The following is a 20,588-nucleotide window of genomic DNA, read 5'->3' as shown; positions in this document are numbered from 1 at the left end:
CCGCGCCCGGCCAGCATCAGGGTGCGGGCGGCGACCTGCGGTTCGGGGGTCTTCTCGGTGTCGGTGACCTCGGCGTCCAGCGGCAGGGCCAGGTCGAGCGAGGCGCCGAGACCCGCCAGCCCGGTCATGGCCTCGGTGAGGCGGCCCAGCCGCAGCAGGGCGCGGGCCCGCACCAGCAGGTCCTGCCGGCAGAGCTCGCCGAGCTGCTGCGAGCGGTTCAGCAGGTTGAGCGCGTTGTCGGGTTCGGCGGCGTCCATGGCGCGGCGCGCGGCGCGCCCGAACGCGTCGATGCCGATGTCGGCCACGGCCCAGGCCGCGGCGGTGCGCGGCAGCGTCATGGCCTTGGCCAGCGCCACCGCCGCCGAGGCGTGGGTGATGGTGAACTCGTCGGCGCGCACCGGGTCGAGCTTGTCGGTGCCGGCGCTCCAGCGGGCCAGCCGGGCGTGCCGACCGGCCAGCTCGGCCTTGCCGAGCCCGTCGTAGGCGGCCTCGCGCATCAGCGGGGTGACGAAGCGGTAGCCGCCGTGGGTGCGGCGGCGCAGCATGCGGCGGGCCAGCAGCTCCTCGAGCGCCCGGGGGCTGCCGCCGTCGTCCAGCACGTCGAGGGCGGATTCGGGGATGACGTCGCCGATCACCGAGGCCTCGCGCAACAGGCCCCGCGCCTCCGGCGACAGGGCGTCGATGCGGGCGGTGAGGACGCGCGCCAGGTCGGCCGACAGCAGCTGCCCGGTCAGCGAGCCCGGCGCCAGCTGCCACACTCCATTGTGTTCCGACAGCATGCCGCGCTCGGTGAGCAGCGTGACCAGCTCCGCCAGGTAGTACGGGTTGCCCTGCGCGGTGCCCAGCAGCCGCGACTCGTCCTCCGGGTCCACCAGGCCGTTGTCACAGAACGCCGACAGCAGGCGGGCCGCGTCGGCGCCGCGCAGCGGCGACAGGGTGTACGCCTCGGCCTCGGAGATCCGGGTCAGGACGCCGGCGGTGCGCACCAGTCCGGGGCGGCCCAGCATGAGGACCAGGATCGGGCCGTCCAGCGCGGCCACCGCCGAGGCCAGCAGGTCGAGGCCCTGCGAGGTGGCGGCGTGCAGGTCGTCGACGATGAGGACCAGCGGGGTGTCGCGGGCCAGCAGGTTGAACAGGTCGGCGGCCACCAGCGGCACCGCGTTGTCCTCGGGCGCCGACACCGTGGAGCCGGGGCGGCTGTCGATCACCGGCGCCGGGCCGTAGCCCAGGGTCGCCAGGAGCAGGTCGACGTTGAGGATGCAGGAATCGCCGTGGTCGGTGGCGGCGTGCCGGGCCACGACCTTGCGCAGCTGCCGCTCGGCCACCTCCCGGTTGTCCACGATGGAGATGCCGATGGCCTTGCGGACCAGGTCGGCCAGCGGACCCAGCCGGTAGCCCTGCCCGTAGGCGGCGGCCCGCACCGACAGCACCCGGGCGCCGCGCCCGGTGGCCAGCCGCGCGGACTCCAGCGACATCCGGGTCTTGCCGATGCCGGGTTCGCCCGTCATCACCAGCGAGATCGGCTCGCCGCGGTCGATCACCGCGTCGAGGCGGCCGGCGACCCGGCCCATCTCCGGCTCGCGGCCCACGAAGGGCGCCCGGTCGCCGAGGCTGGCCCGGGTGCCGGGCTCGTCGTGCAGACCCAGCAGCTCGTAGACGTGGACGGGTTCGCGTTTTCCCTTCAGCCGGAAGGGATTCAGCCGCCGCCAGGACGCCACGTGTTTGGTGGCCTCCATGGTCTCGGCGCTGGCGTACACGGTGCCGACCTCGGCCACGTCGGCCAGCCGGGCCGCGGTGTTGACGGTGTCGCCGATGACGGTGTACTCCACCGACGCCTGCACCCCGGCCACCACCAGCCCGGTGCGCAGCCCCACCCGCAGGCCCATCGGGACGCCGCCGCCGGACTCGGCCTTCAGCAGGGCGCGCACGGCGCGCCGCATCCGCTGCGCGGCCCGCACCGCGCGCTCGGCGTCGTCGTCGTGGGTGACCGGCGCGCCGAACACCGCCATCAGGCCGTCGCCGGTGAGCTTGTCCACGTGGCCGCCGTACTCGGTGACGGCCTGCGCGCACGCGGCCAGCACCCGGTCGGTCACGGCGCCGACCCGCTCCGGGTCCTGCCCCTCCGACCAGGCGGTGAAGTCCGACAGGTCGCAAAACAGCACGGTGACGACCCGCCGCTCGGTGACGGGAAGCGACGCCACCGGGGACAGCGGGCCACCGCAGTTATGGCAATAGCGGGCGCCGGGGACGACGGACGCGATGCCGCAGAAGGGACAGCTCACGATTCAGCCCAACCATCGGCGGGACGAATATGTTCCCCGTCACGTGACGAAAGGTAAGCCAGTTGGGCCCGCACGGTGCTTTCCGCCGCGGGCCACAGCGACCGGTCCACCTCGGCATACACCACCGACACCACGTCGGCGGCCGAGGACGCCCCGTCGCGCAGCGCCGCGCGCACCTGGTCGAGCCGCTGGCGGCGATGCGCCAGGTACTCGGCGGCCGCGGCGGCGCAGTCGTCGCGGATCGGGCCGTGCCCGGGCAGCACCGGAATCGGGCCCTGGCGTTCCAGGAGCTCCAGGCTGTCCAGGTAGTCGCCCAGGTTCCCGTCGGGCCACAGCACGGCCGTGGAACCCATGCCCAGCACGGTGTCGCCGGTGAACACGGCCGGGGCGTCGGCGTCGACGTGGAACGACACCGAGTCGGCGGTGTGGCCCGGGGTGGCCAGGGTGGTGATCTCCAGGTCCCCGTGGCGCAGGCTGCCGCCCGGCGCCGGGTTGATCACCGTCGCGCCCGTCAGTTCAGTGAATCGTTCGATGCCCTCGGCGTGGTCGGGATGGTGGTGGGTGAGCAGCACCCCGCGCACCGGGGCATGCCGCGCCACCGCCTCGAGGTGCTCGTCGATGCGGGGACCCGGGTCCACCACGAGCACGCCATCGGCGCCGTCCGCGGAAATCACCCAGGTGTTGGTGCCGTCCAGCGTCATCGGCCCCGGATTCGGGGCGCGGACCAGACTCACCCAGCGTGGGAGGTTGCCCACGGAGCCAATGTCACCGGTCACGTAAGCGAGATTACGTCGACCGACTGACAGGCGCCTGAGAATTTTTCAGCAGGCGGGCGCGGTCGGCAAACCGTTGCCTAACGCACCTCGGCGATCATCTCGACCTCGACGGGCGAGCCCAGCGGCAGCGAGGAGACGCCCACCGCGGCGCGGGCGTGCACCCCGGCGTCGCCGAAGATCTCGCCCAGCACCTCGCTGGCGCCGTTGATCACGGCCGGGTGGCCGCCGAAGTCGTGGGCGGAGGCCACGAAGCCGGTGACCTTGACGATCCGCACCACCGCGTCCAGGCCGACCAGCGCCTCGATCGCGGCCAGGCCGTTGAGCGCGCAGATCCGGGCCAGCTCGGCGCCCCGCTCGGGGGTGACGTCGGTGCCGACGAGACCGGTGTCGGCCAGCTTGCCGTCCACCATGGGCACCTGGCCGGACACGTACACGTGGGGGCCGCTTTGGACGGCGGGCTGGTAGGCCGCCACGGGCGGGACCACGGCCGGCAGGGTGATGCCGAGTTCCTTCAGCCGGGAGTGGACGTCGGTCATGCTTCCTCCTTGGGACGCTTCAGGTAGGCGACCAGCTGCTCGGGGTTCGGGCCGGGAATCACGGACACCAGCTCCCAGCCGTCCTCGCCCCACGTGTCAAGGATCTGCTTGGTCGCGTGCGTCAACAGCGGCACGGTCGCGTACTCCCATTTCTGCATGCAGTGGAGCATAGGCGTATGAAACGCGCAACTTCCGTGTGGTGTGCCGCGTTACTCCTGTTAGCAGCCCGAAGGACCCGCCATGATCGAAGACGACAAGCTCGACGCCGAAACCCCGGCCGACGACGTCGAATCCGCCGCCGAGACCCCCGCCAAACGGCCGCCCCGCTTCGGCCTGATCTCCGCGGTGGTGCTCACCGCGGCCTCGGTGTTCGGCGCCGCGGCGGTGCTCGGCGGCCTGTGGCTGTCGGGTTCCTGGGACGGTCCGTCCGACGACGACCCGGCCGAATCGGTGGACGGCTTCCTCACCGCGCTGTTGAAGGACCACGACGCGAAGGACGCGCAGTCGTACCTGTGCCAGACGCTGTCGGGCGACTTGAGCGGCGTCCTCCAGGAGATCGACTCCATGGGCAAGCAGGACAACGGCGCGGTCGAGTTCTCCTGGTCCCACCTGAAGGTGGCCGGAAAATCCGCCGGATCGGCCGTGGTGACCGCCGACGTGTCGGTCAACGTCACCGCCGAGACCGCCACCTGGACCTTCGCACTGGTCACCGGCGACCCCGACGACGCGTGGAGGGTGTGCGGGGTGGAGACCGGCGACGCCAAGCGGTCGTAGGGTATTGGTCATGCCGCCCGATGCCGCACCCGAGCGCCCGGCCGCTCCCCACGTCCATGTCGTCACCGGCAAGGGCGGGACCGGAAAGACCACGGTGGCCGCCGCGCTGGCCATGGCGCTGGCCCCGCCCGGCGGCCGCACCCTGCTGGTGGAGGTGGAGGGCCGCCAGTCGATCGCGTCGCTGTTCGACACCGCGCCGCTCCCCTACGCCGAGCGGCACGTCGGCACCGCGCCGGGCGGCGGCGAGGTCTTCGCGCTGGCCGTGGACGCCGAGGACGCCCTGTTCGAGTATCTGTCGATGTTCTACAAGCTGGGCCGGGCGGGCAAGGCGCTGCGCAAGCTCGGCGCCATCGACTTCGCGACCACCATCGCCCCCGGGCTGCGGGACATCCTGCTCACCGGCAAGGTGAAGGAGGCCGCCACCCGGCGCGAGCACGGGCGGCGGATCTACGACGCGGTCGTGCTGGACGCCCCTCCCACCGGGCGGGTGTCGAAGTTCCTCAACGTCACGGTCGAGGCGTCCAAGCTGGCCAAGGCCGGGCCGATCCGCACCCACTCCGACGGGGTGGCCCGGCTGCTGCACTCCCGCGCCACCGCGGTGCACGTGGTGACCCGCCTGGAGGAGATGCCGGTGCAGGAGACCGCCGACACGGTGGGCGAGCTGACCGCGCTGAAGCTGCCGGTGGGCAACGTGATCGTCAACGCGGTGAGCCCGCCGCTGCTGGAGGGCGCCCGGGTCACCAAGGCGGGCCTGCGGCGCGACCTGGCGAAGGTGGGCCTGCCGACCTCGGCGGCCGTCGTGGAAGGGCTCCTGGCCGAGGCTCGCGACCACCAGAGCCGACTGGCCGTGGAGGCGGGGCTGCGCGAGGAGCTGGCCCGGCTCGACCACCCCGTGGTGGAGCTGCCGCTCCTGGCCGACGGCGTGGACGCCTCCGGACTCAACACACTGGCCGAGCGGCTGCGGGAGACGTTGTGACACAAGTGATTCCGTCATTGGACGTCGACGCGCTGATCGGCAATCCGTGCACCAGGGTCGTGGTGTGCTGCGGCTCCGGCGGCGTGGGCAAGACCACCACGGCGGCGTCGCTGGCGCTGCGGGCCGCCGAGGAGCACGGCCGCGACACGGTGGTGCTCACCATCGACCCGGCGCGCCGCCTCGCGCAGTCGCTGGGACTGGCCGAATTGGACAACACCCCGCGGCGGGTGGACAAGGTGGACGGCGGCCGGCTCGACGCGATGATGCTCGACATGAAGCGCACCTTCGACGAGGTGGTGCTGTCCCACACCACGCCCGAGCAGGCCGCCGAGATCTTCTCCAACCCCTTCTACCAGGCCATGAGCGGCACCTTCGCGGGCACGCAGGAGTACATGGCCATGGAGAAGCTCGCCCAGCTGCGGGCCCGCGGCGACTGGGACCTCATCGTGGTGGACACCCCGCCGTCGCGCTCCGCCCTCGACTTCCTGGACGCCCCGGCCCGGCTGGCCCGGTTCCTGGACGGCCGGATGATGCGGCTGCTCACCGCGTCGTCGCGCGGCGGCCACAGCGTGTTCTCGCTGATGACGGCCTCGATGTCGTTCTTCACCCGCACGATCAACAAGATCCTGGGCGGGCGGATGCTCACCGACATCGCGACCTTCGCGGCCTCCCTGGACTCCACCTTCGGTGGCTTCCGCACCCGTGCCGAGGCGACCTACCGCGCCCTGCAGGACCCGCAGACCGCGTTCCTGGTGGTGGCCGCGCCCGAACCCGACGCGATCCGCGAGGCCATCTACTTCACCCGCCGCCTCACCGAGGAGCGGATGCCGCTGGAAGGCATGGTGCTCAACCGTTCCCACCAGGTGTCCGCCGCCGGGATCTCCGCGCAGCGCGCCCTGGGAGCCGCCGAGGGCCTCGCCGAGGCGGGCGTCGACACCTTCACCGCCGACGTGCTGCGCGTGCACGCCCGGCTCACCACCACGGTGGCCACCGAGGAGCGGATCGCCGCGCGCTACGGGGCCGCATGCCCGCAGGTCCCCCAGGTCAGGGTCCCCGCCTTCCCGACGGATGTCCACGACCTGGAGGACCTGCGAAAGGTTGCGGTCAACCTGACCGCGCCCGCCTAGAACGCCCCCGTGAGCGCTCCGCGCCGCTTCTCCGCCTCTTCCTGCAGCGCCTGCTCGAAGACCCGGCGCCAGCTGGTCACCCGAGGGTGTTTGCGAAGCAGGGCACGACGTTCCCGTTCCGTCATGCCGCCCCACACTCCAAACTCGACACGGTTGTCAAGAGCGTCCGCCAGACACTCCATCCGCACCGGACAGCCTTTGCACACCTTCTTGGCGACGTTCTGCTCGGCTCCCTGGACGAACAGCGCGTCCGGGTCGCCCTCGCGGCACGCCGCCGCCGATGTCCAGTCGGCCACCATTGTCGTTGTCATGTTCGCCTACCCCCTGATATCCCTCTCCGCACCGTCCACAGCGACGCCAACACCGCTCCCAACAGGGTCGACACCGGACAGTGCACGTTTCGTAACTATATGACTACTTTTCTCGATGATCAAGATCTCGGCGAGACTTGATCGTTTACCCACTGCGACGGACAACCATTCATCGCTCTCGATGCGTCTGCACAAAGGGACGGTGCGTGCTCGCACTCGGTCGCGCTGCGTAATCCCCTTAGTCTGAGACGGTGAAGTGGTTGTCGAACCGGGATCGAAGCTTCGTTTCCAACATGTCGCAGCTGATGATTTGCGGGCTGCTGGCCGGGGTGGTGGTGGCCGCCGCGGCGTTTCCCACGCTTGCGGTGGCGGGGCTGACCGTGAAGGCCAGCTCCGAGGGTTTCTCCGGGGGTCTACCCAAGGCCCTGGCGGACCCGCCCGCACCCCAGACGAGCTGGTTGTACGCCGGGGACGACGAGAACTCACTGATTACTTCCTTCTATGACGAGAGCCGCAAGGACGTCCCTCTCAAAGAGATCGCTCCAGTGATGCGGGACGCGATCGTGGCAGCGGAAGACAACCGCTTCTATGAACACAACGGCGTAGACCTGGTTGGGGTTATTCGCGCGGGCGTGGCAAATCGCGGCGACGGAGGCGTGCAACAGGGCGCCTCCACGCTGACCATGCAATACGTCCGCCAGGCGCTCACCTACAACGCCAAAACGAATGAACAGGTGCTGCGCGCCACCGAGGACACCCCGCAGCGCAAGCTGCGCGAGATGCGTTACGCGCTGGCGGTGGAGAAGAAGTACTCCAAGGCCGAGATCCTCGACCGCTACCTGAATCTGGTGTTCCTGGGCAACCAGTCCTACGGGGTGTACGCGGCGTCCAAGGCGTACTTCGACAAGGAGCCCAAGGACCTCAACCTCACCGAGGCCGCGACGCTGGCGGCGATGGTGAAGTCGCCGGGGACCATCGACCCGACACTGGGCGACAAGCAGAGCAAGCAGGCCAAGAAGCGCCGCGATTACGTGCTGGACCGCATGGTGCACACCAAGTCGATCTCGAAGAAGACCGCGGAGAAGGCCAAGAAGAAGCCGGTGACGCTCAACGCGCACCGCCAGCCCTCCGACTGCGAGGCGGTGCCCTCGGACAAGCTGGACTGGGGGTTCTTCTGCGACTACTTCAAGGACTGGTGGATGAAGAACCCGAAGTTCGGGTCCACACCGGACGAACGGCTCAACAACCTGAAGACCGGCGGTTACGTGATTCACGCGTCTCTGGAGCCCGATCTCCAGGAGAAGGCGGAGAAACACATCGCCGAGGAGCAGAAGAAGGACTCCTCCTGGGCGCTGGGGGACGTCACGCTCGACCCCAAGACCGGTCATATCAGATCCATGGCGATCAATCGAAATTTCAGTCTTGACGTGTCGAAGAACGGGCCCAACACCGCGGGCTCGGGCAAGGGCAGCTATCCCAACACGACGGTCCCCCTGTTGTCGGGCAGCGAGAAGGGCGCCGGCGCGGGCTTCCAGGCCGGGTCCACGTTCAAGATGTTCACCATGCTGGCGGCCCTGAAAGAGGGCATACCGCTATCGAAGAAGTTCGACAACCCCAGCGGCCGATATCGATCCCATATCTACGGCGTGGGATACGCGCCGACGGAAGCCTCCTGCGGGGCCCGCAACTCCGACGGCCAGTACGCCTGGTGTCCCGGCAACGACAACCCGAGCTGGATGGCCGGCACCTGGGACATGTACGGGGGCTTCGGGCGGTCGGTCAACACCTACTTCGTCCAGTTGATCCAGAAGGTGGGCGCCGAGAAGGCCGTGGACATGGCGAACTCCCTGGGCGTCAAGCTGCGCAACAAGGGCGACCAGGAGATCGAGAACTCCCCGGTCCGCAAGCACCTGTGGGGCTCGTTCACGCTCGGCGTCGTCGACACCACGGCGCTCGACATGGCCGAGGCGTACGGCACGGTCGCCAACGACGGAGTCCACTGTGACCCGTTGCCGGTGTTGGACATGAAGGACTCCAAGGGCAACAAGGTCAACGTCCAGCCCGAATGCGACCGGGTGCTGTCGCCCGAGGTGGCGCGGGCCGCCGCCGACGCGGCGCGTTGTCCCCCAGGCGACAAGGCCCAGGCGGGCAAGTGCCACGACGGCACGTTCCGCGACGGCGAGAAGATCGTGAAGCGCCCGCTGGCGGGCAAGACCGGTACCACTCAGGGCAACATGGCCTCGTGGTTCATCGGCATGACCCCCAACGTGGTGTCGGCCGGTTTCATCGCCGACCCCGACGCCCGCAAGCGAGAGCTGCCGGGCGCGAAGTACCACGAGATGCCGCACCGGGCGGTGTGTAAAACCATTGTGGATGCCCTAGAGGGGATGCCCGTGGAGAACTTCGTCAAACCGACGGGCAAGTTGACTCATTGACGCCCCGGAAGGGGGCCGGCCGATCAGTCGCCGGGCTTGGTACTCGACGCGTCGATCGTGAACGCCGAGTGCAGCCCGGTGACGGTCAGCAGGCGGTTGAGGAAGTCGGTGAGGTCCGACAGCACCAGGACGCTGCGCGAGCGGGTGGCGGCGCGATTGAGCACCACGAGGGTGCCCAGGCCCTGAGAGTCGCAAAAGGTCACCCCGGACATGTCCAGGATGACGCGCAGCGGTGTCGACTCCAGCGCCGTTTCCACCGCCGCCGTCAGGCGTGGGGCGGTGCCGATGTCAATCTCACCGGTCAACGTCACGACCGCGATGTCCGATTCGTGACGCACGGAAATCTCCAGATCCGGGCGTGTCACACGCCAAGGGTAACGGACGGACAATCGCAACGAGTTGGCCCTAGTGAAGGTTGCGATGTAATCAGGGTATTTATCTGTTTAGTGGAACCCGGTTGGGTCAATCGGCGTCGGCCTGCCCCAGAACCTCCAGGGCCTTGGCGACGTTCTCCGGTGGACGGTCGGTGTTGCCCTCGCGCAGCAGCCGCCTGGCCTCGGCGACGATGGAGCGCAGCCGGTCGCGTTCCGTCTCGGCCATCCGGGTGCGTACCGCCTCGGAGTTCAGCTTCTCCTTGCGGTCCCACAGATCCACGAACACCCCGACCTTGGCGCGCAGCGCCCAGGGATCGAAGGGCTTGATGATGTAGTCGACCGCGCCCGCGGCGTATCCCCGAAACGCCATGTGGGAGTCGCGGTCGGCGGCGGTCAGGAAGATGATCGGGGTGTGCCGGGTCCGCTCGCGCTGCTTGATGTGGCGCGCGGTCTCGAAACCGTCCATGCCCGGCATCTGGGCGTCCAGCAGGATCACCGCGAACTCGCCGGTGAGCAGCTTCTTCAGCGCGCCCTCGCCCGAGGTGACGGCCTCGGTGGACACCGGGAGCCCCTGAAGGATCGCCTCAAGGGCGGTCAGGTTCTCCCGGCGGTCGTCCACCAGCAAGATCTTCGCCTGCCGCGGCATTGGCACTCTTACTCCTCGTCCCTGGATGGATCGATGCTGGCATTATCCCCCCCGCTCACCCAGTAGGCCATCAAGCCCAGCAACTCATCCAGGTCGACCGGCTTGGTGATGTAGGACGAGGCGCCCGCCTCGAAACTGGCGTCCCGGTCGGTCTGCATGGCGCGGGCCGTCAGGAACAGGATCGGAAGGTCCAGGAAGCGAGGGATCCGCCGGATCGCCATGGTGGTCTCGTTGCCGTCCATGTCGGGCATCATCGCGTCCATCAACACGATGTCGACGTCCTCGCGCTCGGTGAGCTTGGCGATCCCGTCGGCGCCGTTTTCGGCGTACACCACGTTGATGCCGTGCAGCTCGAGGGCGGCGGTGAGCGCGAAGACGTTGCGGACGTCGTCGTCGACGATCAGCACCGTCTTGCCGTCCAGCTTCTGGATCGCGCCCTCGGCCACCGGCGTGGCCGAGCTGCGCACGATCGGGTTGTCCCACTCCACGGTCTCGAATTCGCTGGCGGTGGCCATCGCCGGGTCGCCCATCGGCGCCACGGAGACGGCGCCCAGGGTGTCGGGCAGGTACATCGTGAAGACGCTGCCCTCGCCGGGGCGGGTGTCGACCTTGATGCTGCCGCCCAACAGGTCCGCGTGCGACTTGCTGATCGACAGCCCCAGCCCGGTGCCGCCGTACTTGCGGCTGGTGCCGCCGTCGGCCTGCTGGAAGGGCTCGAAGATCATCGCCAGCTTGTCGTCGGAGATGCCGATACCGCTGTCGGTGACGGTGAACGCGTACACCGCGGAGGCATTGTCCAATGTGGGAATGCCGAACAGGGTGTCGGCGGTGGTGCGGGCGATGCTCAGGCTCACCGAGCCGGAATCGGTGAACTTCACCGCGTTGGACAACAGGTTGCGCAGCACCTGCTGGAGCTTCTGGGAGTCGGTGATGAACACGTCCGGCAGGCCCGGCTCGATGTGGATGTCGAACTCCAGGCCCTTCTCCTCGGCCTGCGGACGGAACGTCGCCTCGGCCTGATCACAGATCTCGGAGAACGACACCTCGTGCGGGTCGATGTCCATCCGGCCCGCCTCGATCTTGGCCAGGTCCAGGATGTCATCGATCAGCGCCAGCAGGTCGGACCCGGCACTGTGGATGGTGCGGGCGAAGTCGATCTGCTTGCCGGTGAGGTTCTGCTCGGTGTTCTCCGCCAGCAGCCGGGCCAGCAGCAGCAGCGAGTTGAGCGGCGTGCGCAGCTCGTGGCTGATGTTGGCGAGGAACTCGCTCTTGTAGCGCGACGCCTGCGCCAGCTGCTCGGCCTTCTCCTCCAGGCCGATCCGGGCGGTCTCGACGTCGCGGTTCTTGATCTCGATCTCCCGGTTGCGGTTCTCCAGCTGCCGGGCCTGCTCCTCCAGCTCGTCGTTGGCGCGCTGGAGTTCGTTGGACAGCTGGGTGAGCTCGCTGGTCTGGCGGCGCGACTCCGTCAGCAGCACCTCGGTGCGTCCATTGGCGACGATGTTGTTGAGCGCGGTGCCGATGTTGGCCACCAGGCGTTCCAGGAACGCCAGGTGCAGCGGCGAGAACTTCCGGAAGGACGCGAACTCGATGACGCCCAGCTGCTGGCCCTCGAACTGCACCGGCATGATCACCAGGTCGGCGGGGGTGGCCTCGCCGAGGCCGGAGCGGATCGTCAGGTAACCCTCGGGGATGTCGGAGATCCGGATCGGGCGCCGGGAGGCGGCGGCCTGGCCGACCAGTCCCTCGCCGGGCGCGTACATCACCTCGGACTCCGGCGGGACGTAACCGTAGGAGCCCCGCAGCACGAAACGCTCCACGCCGTCGTCCTTCATCTCCTTGGTGAAGAACGTGCCGGTCTGGGCGTCCACCAGGGGCGTCACCTCGGTCATGATCATGCGGCAGACCTCGGTGAGGTCGCGCTGGCCCTGAAGCAGGCCCGACACCCGCGCCAGGTTCGAGTTCAGCCAGTCCTGGTCGGCGTTCTTGGTGGTCTGCTCGCGCAGCGCCACGATCATCTCGTTGATGGATTCGCGCAGCTCGGCGACCTCGCCGGCCGCCTCGACGTCGACCGACTGGGTGAGATCGCCGCGAGCCACGGCGTTGGCGACCTCGGCGATGGAACGCAGCTGGTTGGTCAGGGTGGTGGCCAGCTTGTTCACGTTGTCGGTCAGGGCCCGCCAGGTTCCGGACACGTCGTCCACCTGGGCCTGGCCGCCCAACCGCCCCTCGGTGCCGACCTCGCGGGCGACACGGGTGACCTCACCGGCGAACGACGACAGCTGGTCGACCATCGTGTTGACGGTCGTCTTGAGCTCGAGGATCTCGCCCTCGGCGTCGACCGTGATCTGCTGGGACAGGTCGCCGGAGGCCACGGCCTTGGTGACGGTGGCGATCCCGCGCACCTGGTCGGTCAGGTTGAGCGCCATCTGGTTGACGTTGTCGGTGAGCTCCTTCCAGGTGCCGGACACGCCGCGGACGTTGGCCTGGCCGCCGAGGCGGCCCTCGGTGCCGACCTCGCGGGCCACGCGCGTCACCTCGTCGGCGAACGACGACAGCTGGCCCACCATGGTGTTCACCGTGTTCTTCAGGCGGAGGATCTCGCCCTGGGCGTCCACGGTGATCTTCTGGCCCAGGTCGCCCTCGGCGACCGCGGTGGCCACGGTGGCGATGTTGCGGACCTGCTCGGTCAGGTTGGAGGCCATCTGGTTCACGTTGTTGGTGAGCTCTTCCCACACGCCGGACACGCCGCGCACGTTGGCCTGGCCGCCCAGCTGACCCTCGGTGCCGACCTCGCGGGCCACGCGCGTCACCTCGTCGGCGAAGCGGGAAAGCTGCTCCACCATGGTGTTGAGCACCTGCTTGAGCTCGAGGAACTCGCCGGAGGCGTCGACCGTGATCTGCTGCGACAGGTCGCCGGCGGCCACCGCCTGCGCCACGGTCGAGATGTTGCGGACCTGCTCGGTCAGGTTGAAGGCCATCAGGTTGACGTTGTCGGCGAGGTCCTTCCAGATCCCGGACACGCCGCGCACGTCGGCCTGGCCGCCGAGGCGGCCCTGGGTGCCGACCTCGCGGGCCACGCGGGTCACCTCGTCGGCCAGCGAGGACAGCTGGTCGACCATCCGGTTGATGGTGTCCTTCAGGGCCGCGACCTCGCCCTGGGCGTCGACGGTGATCTTCTGCGACAGGTCGCCGGCGGCGACCGCGCGGGTGACGGTGGCGATGCCGCGCACCTGGTCGGTCAGGTTGCGGGCCAGCTGGTTGACGTTCTCCGTGAGGTCGCGCCAGGTGCCGGACACGCCGTAGACCTGGGCCTGGCCGCCCAACCGCCCCTCGGTGCCGACCTCGCGGGCGACACGCGTCACCTCGTCGGCGAACGACGACAGCTGGTCGACCATCGTGTTGACGGTGTTCTTCAGCTCCAGGATCTCGCCCTGGGCGTCCACCGTGATCTTCTGCGACAGGTCGCCCGAGGCCACCGCCTGCGCGACGGTGGCGATCCCGCGGACCTGCTCGGTCAGGTTGGACGCCATCGAGTTGACGTTGTCGGTCAGGTCCTTCCAGGTACCCGACACGTTGTCGACCTGGGCCTGGCCGCCCAGCTTGCCGTCGGTGCCGACTTCGCGGGCCACGCGGGTGACCTCGCCGGCGAACACCTGAAGCGTGTGAGTCAGTGAATTGATGGTGCGGGCCAGCTCGGCGACCTCGCCCTTGGCCTCGACGTTGACGGTCTGGCTCAGGTCGCCCGAGGCGATGGCGTTGGTGACGGCGGAGATCTCGCGCACCTGGTTGGTCAGGTTGGAGGCCATGGTGTTCACCGAGTCGGTCAGGGAGCGCCAGCGGCCCGACACGCCCTCCACCTCGGCCTGGCCGCCCAGCTTGCCGTCGGTGCCGACCTCGCGGGCCACGCGCGTCACCTCGTCGGCAAAGGAGGCCAGCAGCTCGACCATCTGGTTGACGGTCTCGGCCTGGGAGCGGAACTCCCCGCGCAGCGGGCGCGACTCCAGCTCGAGTTGGGCGCGCGGCGTCAGGTCGCCGGCGGCCACGGCCGACAGCACCCGGGAGATCTCGGAGGTGGGACGCACCACGTCGTCCACCAGGGCGTTGACGGCTTCGGCGCCCTCGCGCCAGGCGCCGTCCAGGTGCTCCACGTCGAGCCGCTCCAGCAGCCGGCCCTCCAGGCCCACGACCCGGCGGATCAACTGCAACTCCCGAGTGCGTCTGTCACAGCGCTCGGCCACGCCGTTGAACCGGTCGGCGACCTCTCCGGCCAGGCCCTCGCCCCGGGGCAACCGCACGGTGAAGTCCCCGTTTTCCATGCGGCTCAAGGCTTCGGCCAGCGACTCCATTAGCGCGGGTTCGGATAGCGCTCGGGTGGCTGTCATTGCGTCCTCTTCACACTGATGGACAGTTTTCGGCCCTCCCCCGCGAGTGGCTTGCGGCGATGCGAGAGACTTCTTCGGTGTCTGTTAGCGCACGCAGGCAGTTGCGGCTGCCCGCAAACCACAGGTCACCGGCCGCGGCGCGCGCCGTGGTGCGCGAGGTGCTCGCCGAGGTTGGCCTTACTGACCTGATGGACGAGGCGCTTCTGCTCACCACCGAGTTGGCCACCAACGGCGTGGTGCATGCCGGTACCGATCTCGATGTCGACGTCAAGGCCGATGACCGCGGGGTCACTGTAACGGTAACCGACTACCGGGCCGGTCCGATAGAGCCGACGACGATTACGCCGCCCGATGATTCCTCCGAACACGGGCGCGGGTTGCTGTTGGTCGACCAGTTCGCGTCGTCGTGGGGCACGAGCCACGCCGAGGACCGCAAGGGGGTGTGGTTCCGTTTGGAGAGCGACACCGCGGGGCTGCGGGCGCGGGCGGAGGCCCGGCCCACGGTCGAGGCGGTGGCGGCCAGCACCAGCGTCGCCGATCAGTCCGAGGAGGACGTCACGGCCACGGCCCGCGCCGCCGAACGGGTCTCGTGGCTGATCCACATCGGGGACGAGCTGCGGATGCGGCTGACGCTGCCGCAGCTCATCTCGGAGATGCTGATGCGGCTGTGCGAGGTCGTCGGGGCGAGCGGGGGCACCGTGTGGCTCGACGAGGCCGACGGCTCCGGCGCGGTGGCCTTCGCCCGGCACGGCTCCACCGAGCCCGGCGACCGCACCGTGACCGTGGCGCTTCCGGTGCACCGCCCGTATTCCGGGCGCGTCGAGCTGTACCCCGAGAAGGAGGCGCCTCCACACTGGACGTCGCTGGCGGCGCTGTCGGCCGACCGGATGGCGCTGGCCTTCGAGACCGACCGGGTGGCCAGCGACGACCGCCGCCGGCGCGGCTGGCTCACCTTCCTGGCCGAGGCCGGGGAGCTGATGGCCCAGTCGCTGGACGTCGACCTCACCGTGGCCCTGGTGCCGCAGATCATGGTGCCGCGCCTGGGCGAGTGGTGCGCCGTCCACCTCATCGACGAATACGGGCAGCCCCGGCAGGCGGCCCTGGTGCACACCGACGAGCGCCAGCTGTCCCGGCTGCGGCACCTGCTGGACGACCCGGAGGTGGTGACCCGGCTGCGCGAGGTGGACGGGGTCACCGGCGCGGTCCCGCTGCCGCCGCCCGCCGAGGGCGTCGTGGTGCCGCTGGCCGCCCGCGGCCAGGTGCTGGGTGCCCTGGCGGTGGGCCGCCCGGAGGATCGCTCCCACACCCCCGACGACATGACGATCCTGGAGGACGCCGCCAGGCGCGCCGCCCTGGCCATCGACAACGCTCGCATCCACACCGAGCGCAAGGACATCGCCCAGGCGTTCCAGAACTCGCTGCTGCCCTCGGCGCTGCCGGAGGTGCCCGGCATCTCCTTCGCCGCCGAGTACGTACCGGCGTCCACCGGCACCGACGTGGGCGGCGACTTCTACGACGTGTTGACCGTGGCCGACGGCCACTTCATGTCCATTGGGGACGTCTGCGGCAAGGGCGCGCAGGCCGCCGCCGTCACCGGCCTGGTGCGCGACGTGCTGCGGGTCATGATGCGCGACGGCCGGCCGCTGCCGCGCGCCCTGGAGCTGCTCAACCACACCCTGCTGGAGCAGCCCGAGGAGGGCCGCTACGCCACCCTGGCCACCGCCCAGCTGCGCCGCGCCGGCGACAACCTCAAGGTGCGCCTGGTGTTGTCGGGGCACGAACGCCCCCTGCTGCTGCACCGCGACGGGCGCTGCGAGTACGTCGGCGCCCTGGGCACGGCCGTGGGCCTGCTGCCGACGCTGGCGGTCAACCCGGTGGAGTGCGTGCTGGAGCCCGGCGACAATCTGGTCTTCTACACCGACGGCGTCACCGAGCGCCGCGACGGCACCAAGCTGTTCGGGCACTCCAGCATCTGCCGCAGTCTGCGGCCGCTGGCGGGCTACCCCGCCAAGGTGGTGGCGGCCCGGCTGCGCCAGGCGGTGCTGGAGTTTTCCGAGGAGACGCCGCGCGACGACATGGCGGTGTTGGTGGTCTCCAACGAGCCCGCGTGAGACGGCCGGGTGGGGTTCCTCAAGTAATGTGGCCCCATGCCGCAACCACCGTCCGCCAAGCGCGTCGACCACGCCCGCACCCACCACGGCGACACCGTCAATGACCCGTATTTCTGGCTGCGCGATGCCGACAACCCGGACACGATCGCGTATCTGAAGGCGGAGAACGAGTTCACCAAGGACTCAACGGACCATTTGGACGGTCTACGTAAGACGATCTTCGGTGAGATAAAGAACCGCACCCAGGAGACCGACCTGTCGGTGCCGTCCCGCAAGGGCGACTGGTGGTACTACACCCGCACCGAGGAGGGCAAGCAGTACGGCATTCACTGCCGCGTGGCGGCCACCGGCGACACGCCGCCGCGGCTGGGCGACGGCGCCGCTCTGCCGGGCGAGGAGGTGCTGCTGGACGGCAACGCCCTGGCGGAGGGGCACGACTTCTTCTCGCTGGGCGTGTTCGATCTGTCCTGCGACGCCAACGTGCTGGCCTACGGCGTGGACTTCGCGGGCAACGAGCGCTTCACCTTGCGGTTCAAGGACTTGCGCAGCGGTGAGGACCTGCCGGACGTGGTGGAGGGGGTCTTCTACGGCGGCGCGTGGAGCGCGGCCGGGGACTACTTCTTCTACACGACGGTGGACGAGGCGTGGCGGCCCGACCGGGTGTGGCGCCACCGGATCGGTTCGTCCGAAGAGGACGAAATGGTCTACGAGGAGGCCGATGAGCGCTTCTGGACCGGCATCGAGCTGTCCCGCAGCGAGGAGTACCTCTTCTGCGAGTCGCACTCCAAGATCACCAGCGAGATCCGCTACCTGAGCGCGGCCGAGCCGACCGGCGAGTTCCGGGTCTTCGGCGAGGGCCGCCGCCCCGGCGTCGAGGTGAGCGTGGACCACCAGGGCGGCCGCTTCCTGGTGCTGCACAACGACGGCGCCGAGAACTTCGCCCTGGGGTGGACGACGGTGGACGACACCTCCACGCTGCGCCCCCTGCTGGAGCACCGCGACGACACCCGGCTGGAGTCGGTGTCGGCGTTCGCGCGGCACGTGGTGGTGCACCTGCGGCGCGACGGGCTCACGGGCATCCGGATTCTCCCCACCTCCGGGGCCGACCGCGACATCACCTTCGACGAACCGATCTACAGTGTCCACCCGGCATCCAATCCGGACTATCACACCCGGATGCTGCGGTTGTCCTATCAGTCCCTGGTGAGCCCGGAATCGGTGTACGACTACGACATCGCCGGCGACGAGCTGCTGCTGCGCAAGCGCAAGCCGGTGCTGGGTGACTTCGACCCGTCCCACTACGAGCAGCGCCGCGAGTGGGCCACCGCCGCCGACGGCACCAAGGTGCCGATCTCGATGATGTACCGGGCGGGCGCCACGCCGGACGGCACGGCGCCGTGCCTGCTGTACGGCTACGGCAGCTACGAGACCAGCATCGACCCGTACTTCTCCATCGCCCGGTTGTCCCTGGTGGACCGCGGCGCGGTCTTCGCCATCGCCCACATCCGCGGCGGCGGCGAGATGGGCCGTTCCTGGTACGACAACGGCAAGCTGCTGGCCAAGAAGAACACCTTCACCGACTTCGTCGACTGCGCCGACCACATGGTCAAGAGCGGCTGGTCGTCGGCGGACAAGCTGGTGGCGCGCGGCGGCTCGGCGGGCGGGCTTCTCATGGGCGCCATGCTGAATCTGGCCCCGGAGCGTTTCGCGGGTGTGTGCGCCGAGGTGCCCTTCGTGGACGCGCTCAACACCATTTTGGACCCGACTCTGCCGCTCACCGTCATCGAGTGGGACGAGTGGGGCGACCCGCTGCACAACGCCGACGTCTACGAGTACATGAAGTCGTACACGCCGTACGAGAACATCGCCAATGTGGACTATCCGCCGATCCTGGCGGTGACCAGCCTCAACGACACCCGGGTCGGCTTCCACGAGCCCGCCAAGTGGATCGCCCGGCTGCGCCGCGACGCCCACGGTGGACCGTTCCTCCTCAAGACCGAGATGGAGGCCGGACACGGCGGACGGTCGGGGCGCTACGACGCGTGGGAGGAAGAGTCCTTCAACCTGGCCTGGATTCTGGAGCGGATGGACGCGGCCTAAGGACCCGATGGACTCCTCGGCGAGCCCGAGACTGGGTTCGGCGCGCAGTTCGACGGCGCGCCGCTCGGTCGGGTGGAGCTCGAGGATCACCAGTTGGTTGGCGCCCGCCCGCAGCAGCGGCCAGGGCAGGTAGAGGGTCTCCTGCGGGCCGATGTTCCAGTAGCGGCCCAGGCAGAACCCGTTGATCCACACGTAGCCCTTGGTCCAGCCCGGCAGCGCCACGAAGCCGTTGCCGGGCTCGGCGACCTCGAAGTGTCCCCTGTAGAACCTCGGGCCGGCGGCCTCGGCGTCGCCGCCCCAGGGCAGGTCCGAGATGTCGTCGAGCCGCATCGCGTGGGCGGTCCAGCCGTGCAGGGTCTGGTGCTGGTGGTGCACTCCCCCGAGGATTCCCTTGCTCTCGCCGACCAGGGGCCCGAAGTTGACGCGGCCCATCGACTCCACCAGGATGTCCAGCTCGGCGCCGTCCGCGCCGCAGGACAGGTCGATGGGTTCGTTGTCGTTGCGGTAGCGCACGGCGATCTCGGCGCCGTCGACGAGGACGTGGGCGCGGTCGGCGAGTCCGTCCAATGTGAGCGGCCACGTCTCGCGGGGGCCGCGCAGCCGGTGTCGGTACAACACCAGGCCGTTGTCGATGCCGAGCTCCTCGAAGCTGGGCGGCACCGGGCCGGGGTGCGCGGTGAGTCCCGCCATGTGCGGCAACAGGGGCAGCGACTCGGTGACGTCCACGGTGGTGGGCGCCAGGCGCGGCTCGGGCTCGGGTATCTCGGGCGGGTTCGGCAGGTACCCGCCGATCACCTCGCGCATCGCGTGGTACTTCGCCGTGGCCGAACCGTCCTCGGCGATCGGCGCGTCGTAGTCGTAGGAGGTGACGGTGGGCTGGAAGCCCTCCTCGTGGTTGGCGCCCGCCCAGGTGCCGAAGTTGGTGCCGCCGTGGGCCATGTACAGGTTGACCGAGGCGCCCGACGCCAACATCTCATCCAGTGTGGATGCCGCCTCGGCGGCGTCGCGCACGTGATGTCGCTCCCCCCAGTGATCGAACCAGCCGTTCCAGTACTCCATGCACCAGCGCGGATCGCCGGGGCGCCGCCGCTCCAGCGTGGCGAACGCCTCGGCCGCCCGCGAACCGAAGTTCACGGTGGCCAGCGCACCGGGAACCATCCCGGCGGTGAGCCGGGCGTCGGAGGGTCCGTCCGAAGTGAACAGCGGGACGGTGATCCCCCTCTCCAGCAACAGGTTCCTCAGGTGCTCGAGGTACGTCGCGTCGCTGCCGTAGGAGCCGTACTCGTTCTCGATCTGCACGGCGATGACGTTGCCGCCGCGATCGGCCTGGAGCGCGGCGATCTTGGGGACCAGCACCGAGTACCAGTCGTCCACGGCGGCCAGGAATCGCGGGTCGGCGCAGCGCGGTGGGGCGGTGCGGTCGGTGGCGTGCAGCCAGGCGGGCAGCCCGCCGTTCTCCCACTCGGCGCAGATGTACGGCCCCGGCCGCACGATCGCGGCGAGGCCGGCGCGCTTCGCCTCCACGAGGAAGGCCTCGACGTCGGCGAGGCCCGCGAAGTCGAAGTCGCCGCGCCGCCGCTCGTGCAGGTTCCACGGCACGTACGTCTCCACGCACTCCGCGCCCAGGGCGCGCAGCATGCGCAGCCGGTGCGGCCACTGCTCGGGAAGCACCCGCGCGTAGTGGATGGCACCGGAGACCAGGGGGCGGTCGGTCCGAGAAAAATCCTCAGCACTCAACATGACTCAACACCCTAACCG

General features: G+C 69.5%; 14 protein-coding genes and 1 pseudogene. 6 read left to right on the top strand and 9 right to left on the bottom strand.

The window, feature by feature from the left end; genetic code table 11:
- From VE172_RS25135 to VE172_RS25120, 4 genes are all read right to left on the bottom strand, one after another.
- Positions 1–2,282: adenylate/guanylate cyclase domain-containing protein (locus VE172_RS25135; protein WP_324804758.1), on the bottom strand; the 2,282-nt coding region annotated here is incomplete at its 3' end.
- Positions 2,279–3,058 carry an MBL fold metallo-hydrolase gene (locus VE172_RS25130; RefSeq protein WP_324804757.1) on the bottom strand — a complete coding sequence of 260 codons (780 nt, stop codon included), beginning with the start codon at positions 3,056–3,058 and terminating at the stop codon, positions 2,279–2,281. The genes VE172_RS25130 and VE172_RS25135, both read right to left, overlap by 4 nt.
- Before the next feature lie 77 nt (positions 3,059–3,135).
- A complete protein-coding gene (locus VE172_RS25125; protein ID WP_324804756.1) occupies positions 3,136–3,594 on the bottom strand; it encodes a RidA family protein in 459 nt (152 codons plus the stop codon).
- Positions 3,591–3,752, bottom strand: coding sequence for a Sp36 family protein (locus VE172_RS25120; RefSeq protein ID WP_324804754.1), 162 nt, complete (start codon positions 3,750–3,752; stop codon positions 3,591–3,593). The genes VE172_RS25125 and VE172_RS25120 overlap by 4 nt, the downstream gene beginning before the upstream one ends.
- Positions 3,753–3,834: 82 nt before the next feature.
- Here VE172_RS25120 and VE172_RS25115 point away from each other — a divergent pair, with 82 nt between their 5' ends.
- Genes VE172_RS25115 through bagB form a run of 3 tightly spaced genes read left to right on the top strand, consistent with a single transcriptional unit; the run spans position 3,835 to position 6,471 of the window.
- On the top strand, positions 3,835–4,368 hold the full coding sequence (locus VE172_RS25115) for a hypothetical protein (protein ID WP_324804753.1): 534 nt from the start codon (positions 3,835–3,837) through the stop codon (positions 4,366–4,368).
- A 10-nt stretch (positions 4,369–4,378) separates the two neighbouring features.
- Positions 4,379–5,344 carry an ATPase BagA gene (gene bagA, locus VE172_RS25110; protein WP_324804752.1) on the top strand — a complete coding sequence of 322 codons (966 nt, stop codon included), beginning with the start codon at positions 4,379–4,381 and terminating at the stop codon, positions 5,342–5,344.
- A 5-nt stretch (positions 5,345–5,349) separates the two neighbouring features.
- Complete coding sequence (gene bagB / locus VE172_RS25105) at positions 5,350–6,471, top strand: ArsA family ATPase (RefSeq protein ID WP_349258539.1); 1,122 nt, start codon at positions 5,350–5,352, stop codon at positions 6,469–6,471.
- On the opposite strand, the gene VE172_RS25100 is transcribed toward bagB, so the two are convergent.
- Positions 6,468–6,782, bottom strand: a complete 315-nt coding sequence (locus VE172_RS25100; protein ID WP_324804750.1) for a WhiB family transcriptional regulator — start codon at positions 6,780–6,782, stop codon at positions 6,468–6,470. The two genes, bagB and VE172_RS25100, sit on opposite strands and share 4 nt — an antisense overlap.
- Positions 6,783–7,075: 293 nt before the next feature.
- Between VE172_RS25100 and VE172_RS25095 the strand changes: the two genes are divergently transcribed.
- On the top strand, positions 7,076–9,217 hold the full coding sequence (locus VE172_RS25095) for a transglycosylase domain-containing protein (RefSeq protein ID WP_324804749.1): 2,142 nt from the start codon (positions 7,076–7,078) through the stop codon (positions 9,215–9,217).
- Between the two features lie 23 nt (positions 9,218–9,240).
- On the opposite strand, the gene VE172_RS25090 is transcribed toward VE172_RS25095, so the two are convergent.
- From VE172_RS25090 to VE172_RS25080, 3 genes are all read right to left on the bottom strand, one after another.
- Positions 9,241–9,555: an STAS domain-containing protein gene (locus tag VE172_RS25090; RefSeq protein WP_324804748.1), complete on the bottom strand. Its 315-nt coding sequence runs from the start codon at positions 9,553–9,555 to the stop codon at positions 9,241–9,243.
- Between the two features lie 124 nt (positions 9,556–9,679).
- Complete coding sequence (locus VE172_RS25085; protein WP_324804760.1) at positions 9,680–10,237, bottom strand: response regulator; 558 nt, start codon at positions 10,235–10,237, stop codon at positions 9,680–9,682.
- An 8-nt stretch (positions 10,238–10,245) separates the two neighbouring features.
- Positions 10,246–14,619, bottom strand: coding sequence for a hybrid sensor histidine kinase/response regulator (locus VE172_RS25080; RefSeq protein ID WP_324804747.1), 4,374 nt, complete (start codon positions 14,617–14,619; stop codon positions 10,246–10,248).
- A 59-nt stretch (positions 14,620–14,678) separates the two neighbouring features.
- Here VE172_RS25080 and VE172_RS25075 point away from each other — a divergent pair, with 59 nt between their 5' ends.
- Entirely contained in the window at positions 14,679–16,730 is a 2,052-nt protein-coding gene (locus VE172_RS25075) for a SpoIIE family protein phosphatase (protein WP_414715155.1), read from the top strand.
- Positions 16,731–16,766: 36 nt separating this feature from the next.
- Positions 16,767–18,830, top strand: a complete 2,064-nt coding sequence (locus VE172_RS25070) for a S9 family peptidase (protein ID WP_324804745.1) — start codon at positions 16,767–16,769, stop codon at positions 18,828–18,830.
- Between the two features lie 24 nt (positions 18,831–18,854).
- On the opposite strand, the pseudogene VE172_RS25065 reads toward VE172_RS25070, so the two are convergent.
- Positions 18,855–20,570: pseudogene (locus VE172_RS25065) on the bottom strand (glycoside hydrolase family 35 protein); the annotation flags it as partial.
- Between the last annotated feature and the right edge of the window lie 18 nt (positions 20,571–20,588).

It is taken from the genome of Stackebrandtia sp., from assembly GCF_035643755.1.
Lineage (GTDB): Bacteria > Actinomycetota > Actinomycetes > Mycobacteriales > Micromonosporaceae > Stackebrandtia.
The sequence above is the reverse complement of the archived record's forward strand: the minus strand, read 5'-3'. Positions and strand labels throughout refer to the sequence as shown.

Excerpts from the sequence above, each read along its gene's own strand:
- VE172_RS25125 (WP_324804756.1), bottom strand. The coding sequence starts at position 3,594 with ATGACCGACGTCCACTCCCGGCTGAAGGAACTCGGCATCACCCTGCCG.
- VE172_RS25120 (WP_324804754.1), bottom strand. The coding sequence starts at position 3,752 with ATGCAGAAATGGGAGTACGCGACCGTGCCGCTGTTGACGCACGCGACC.
- VE172_RS25115 (WP_324804753.1), top strand. The coding sequence starts at position 3,835 with ATGATCGAAGACGACAAGCTCGACGCCGAAACCCCGGCCGACGACGTC.
- bagA (WP_324804752.1), top strand. The coding sequence starts at position 4,379 with ATGCCGCCCGATGCCGCACCCGAGCGCCCGGCCGCTCCCCACGTCCAT.
- VE172_RS25100 (WP_324804750.1), bottom strand. The coding sequence starts at position 6,782 with ATGACAACGACAATGGTGGCCGACTGGACATCGGCGGCGGCGTGCCGC.
- VE172_RS25095 (WP_324804749.1), top strand. The coding sequence starts at position 7,076 with ATGTCGCAGCTGATGATTTGCGGGCTGCTGGCCGGGGTGGTGGTGGCC.
- VE172_RS25085 (WP_324804760.1), bottom strand. The coding sequence starts at position 10,237 with ATGCCGCGGCAGGCGAAGATCTTGCTGGTGGACGACCGCCGGGAGAAC.
- VE172_RS25080 (WP_324804747.1), bottom strand. The coding sequence starts at position 14,619 with ATGACAGCCACCCGAGCGCTATCCGAACCCGCGCTAATGGAGTCGCTG.
- VE172_RS25075 (WP_414715155.1), top strand. The coding sequence starts at position 14,679 with ATGCGAGAGACTTCTTCGGTGTCTGTTAGCGCACGCAGGCAGTTGCGG.
- VE172_RS25070 (WP_324804745.1), top strand. The coding sequence starts at position 16,767 with ATGCCGCAACCACCGTCCGCCAAGCGCGTCGACCACGCCCGCACCCAC.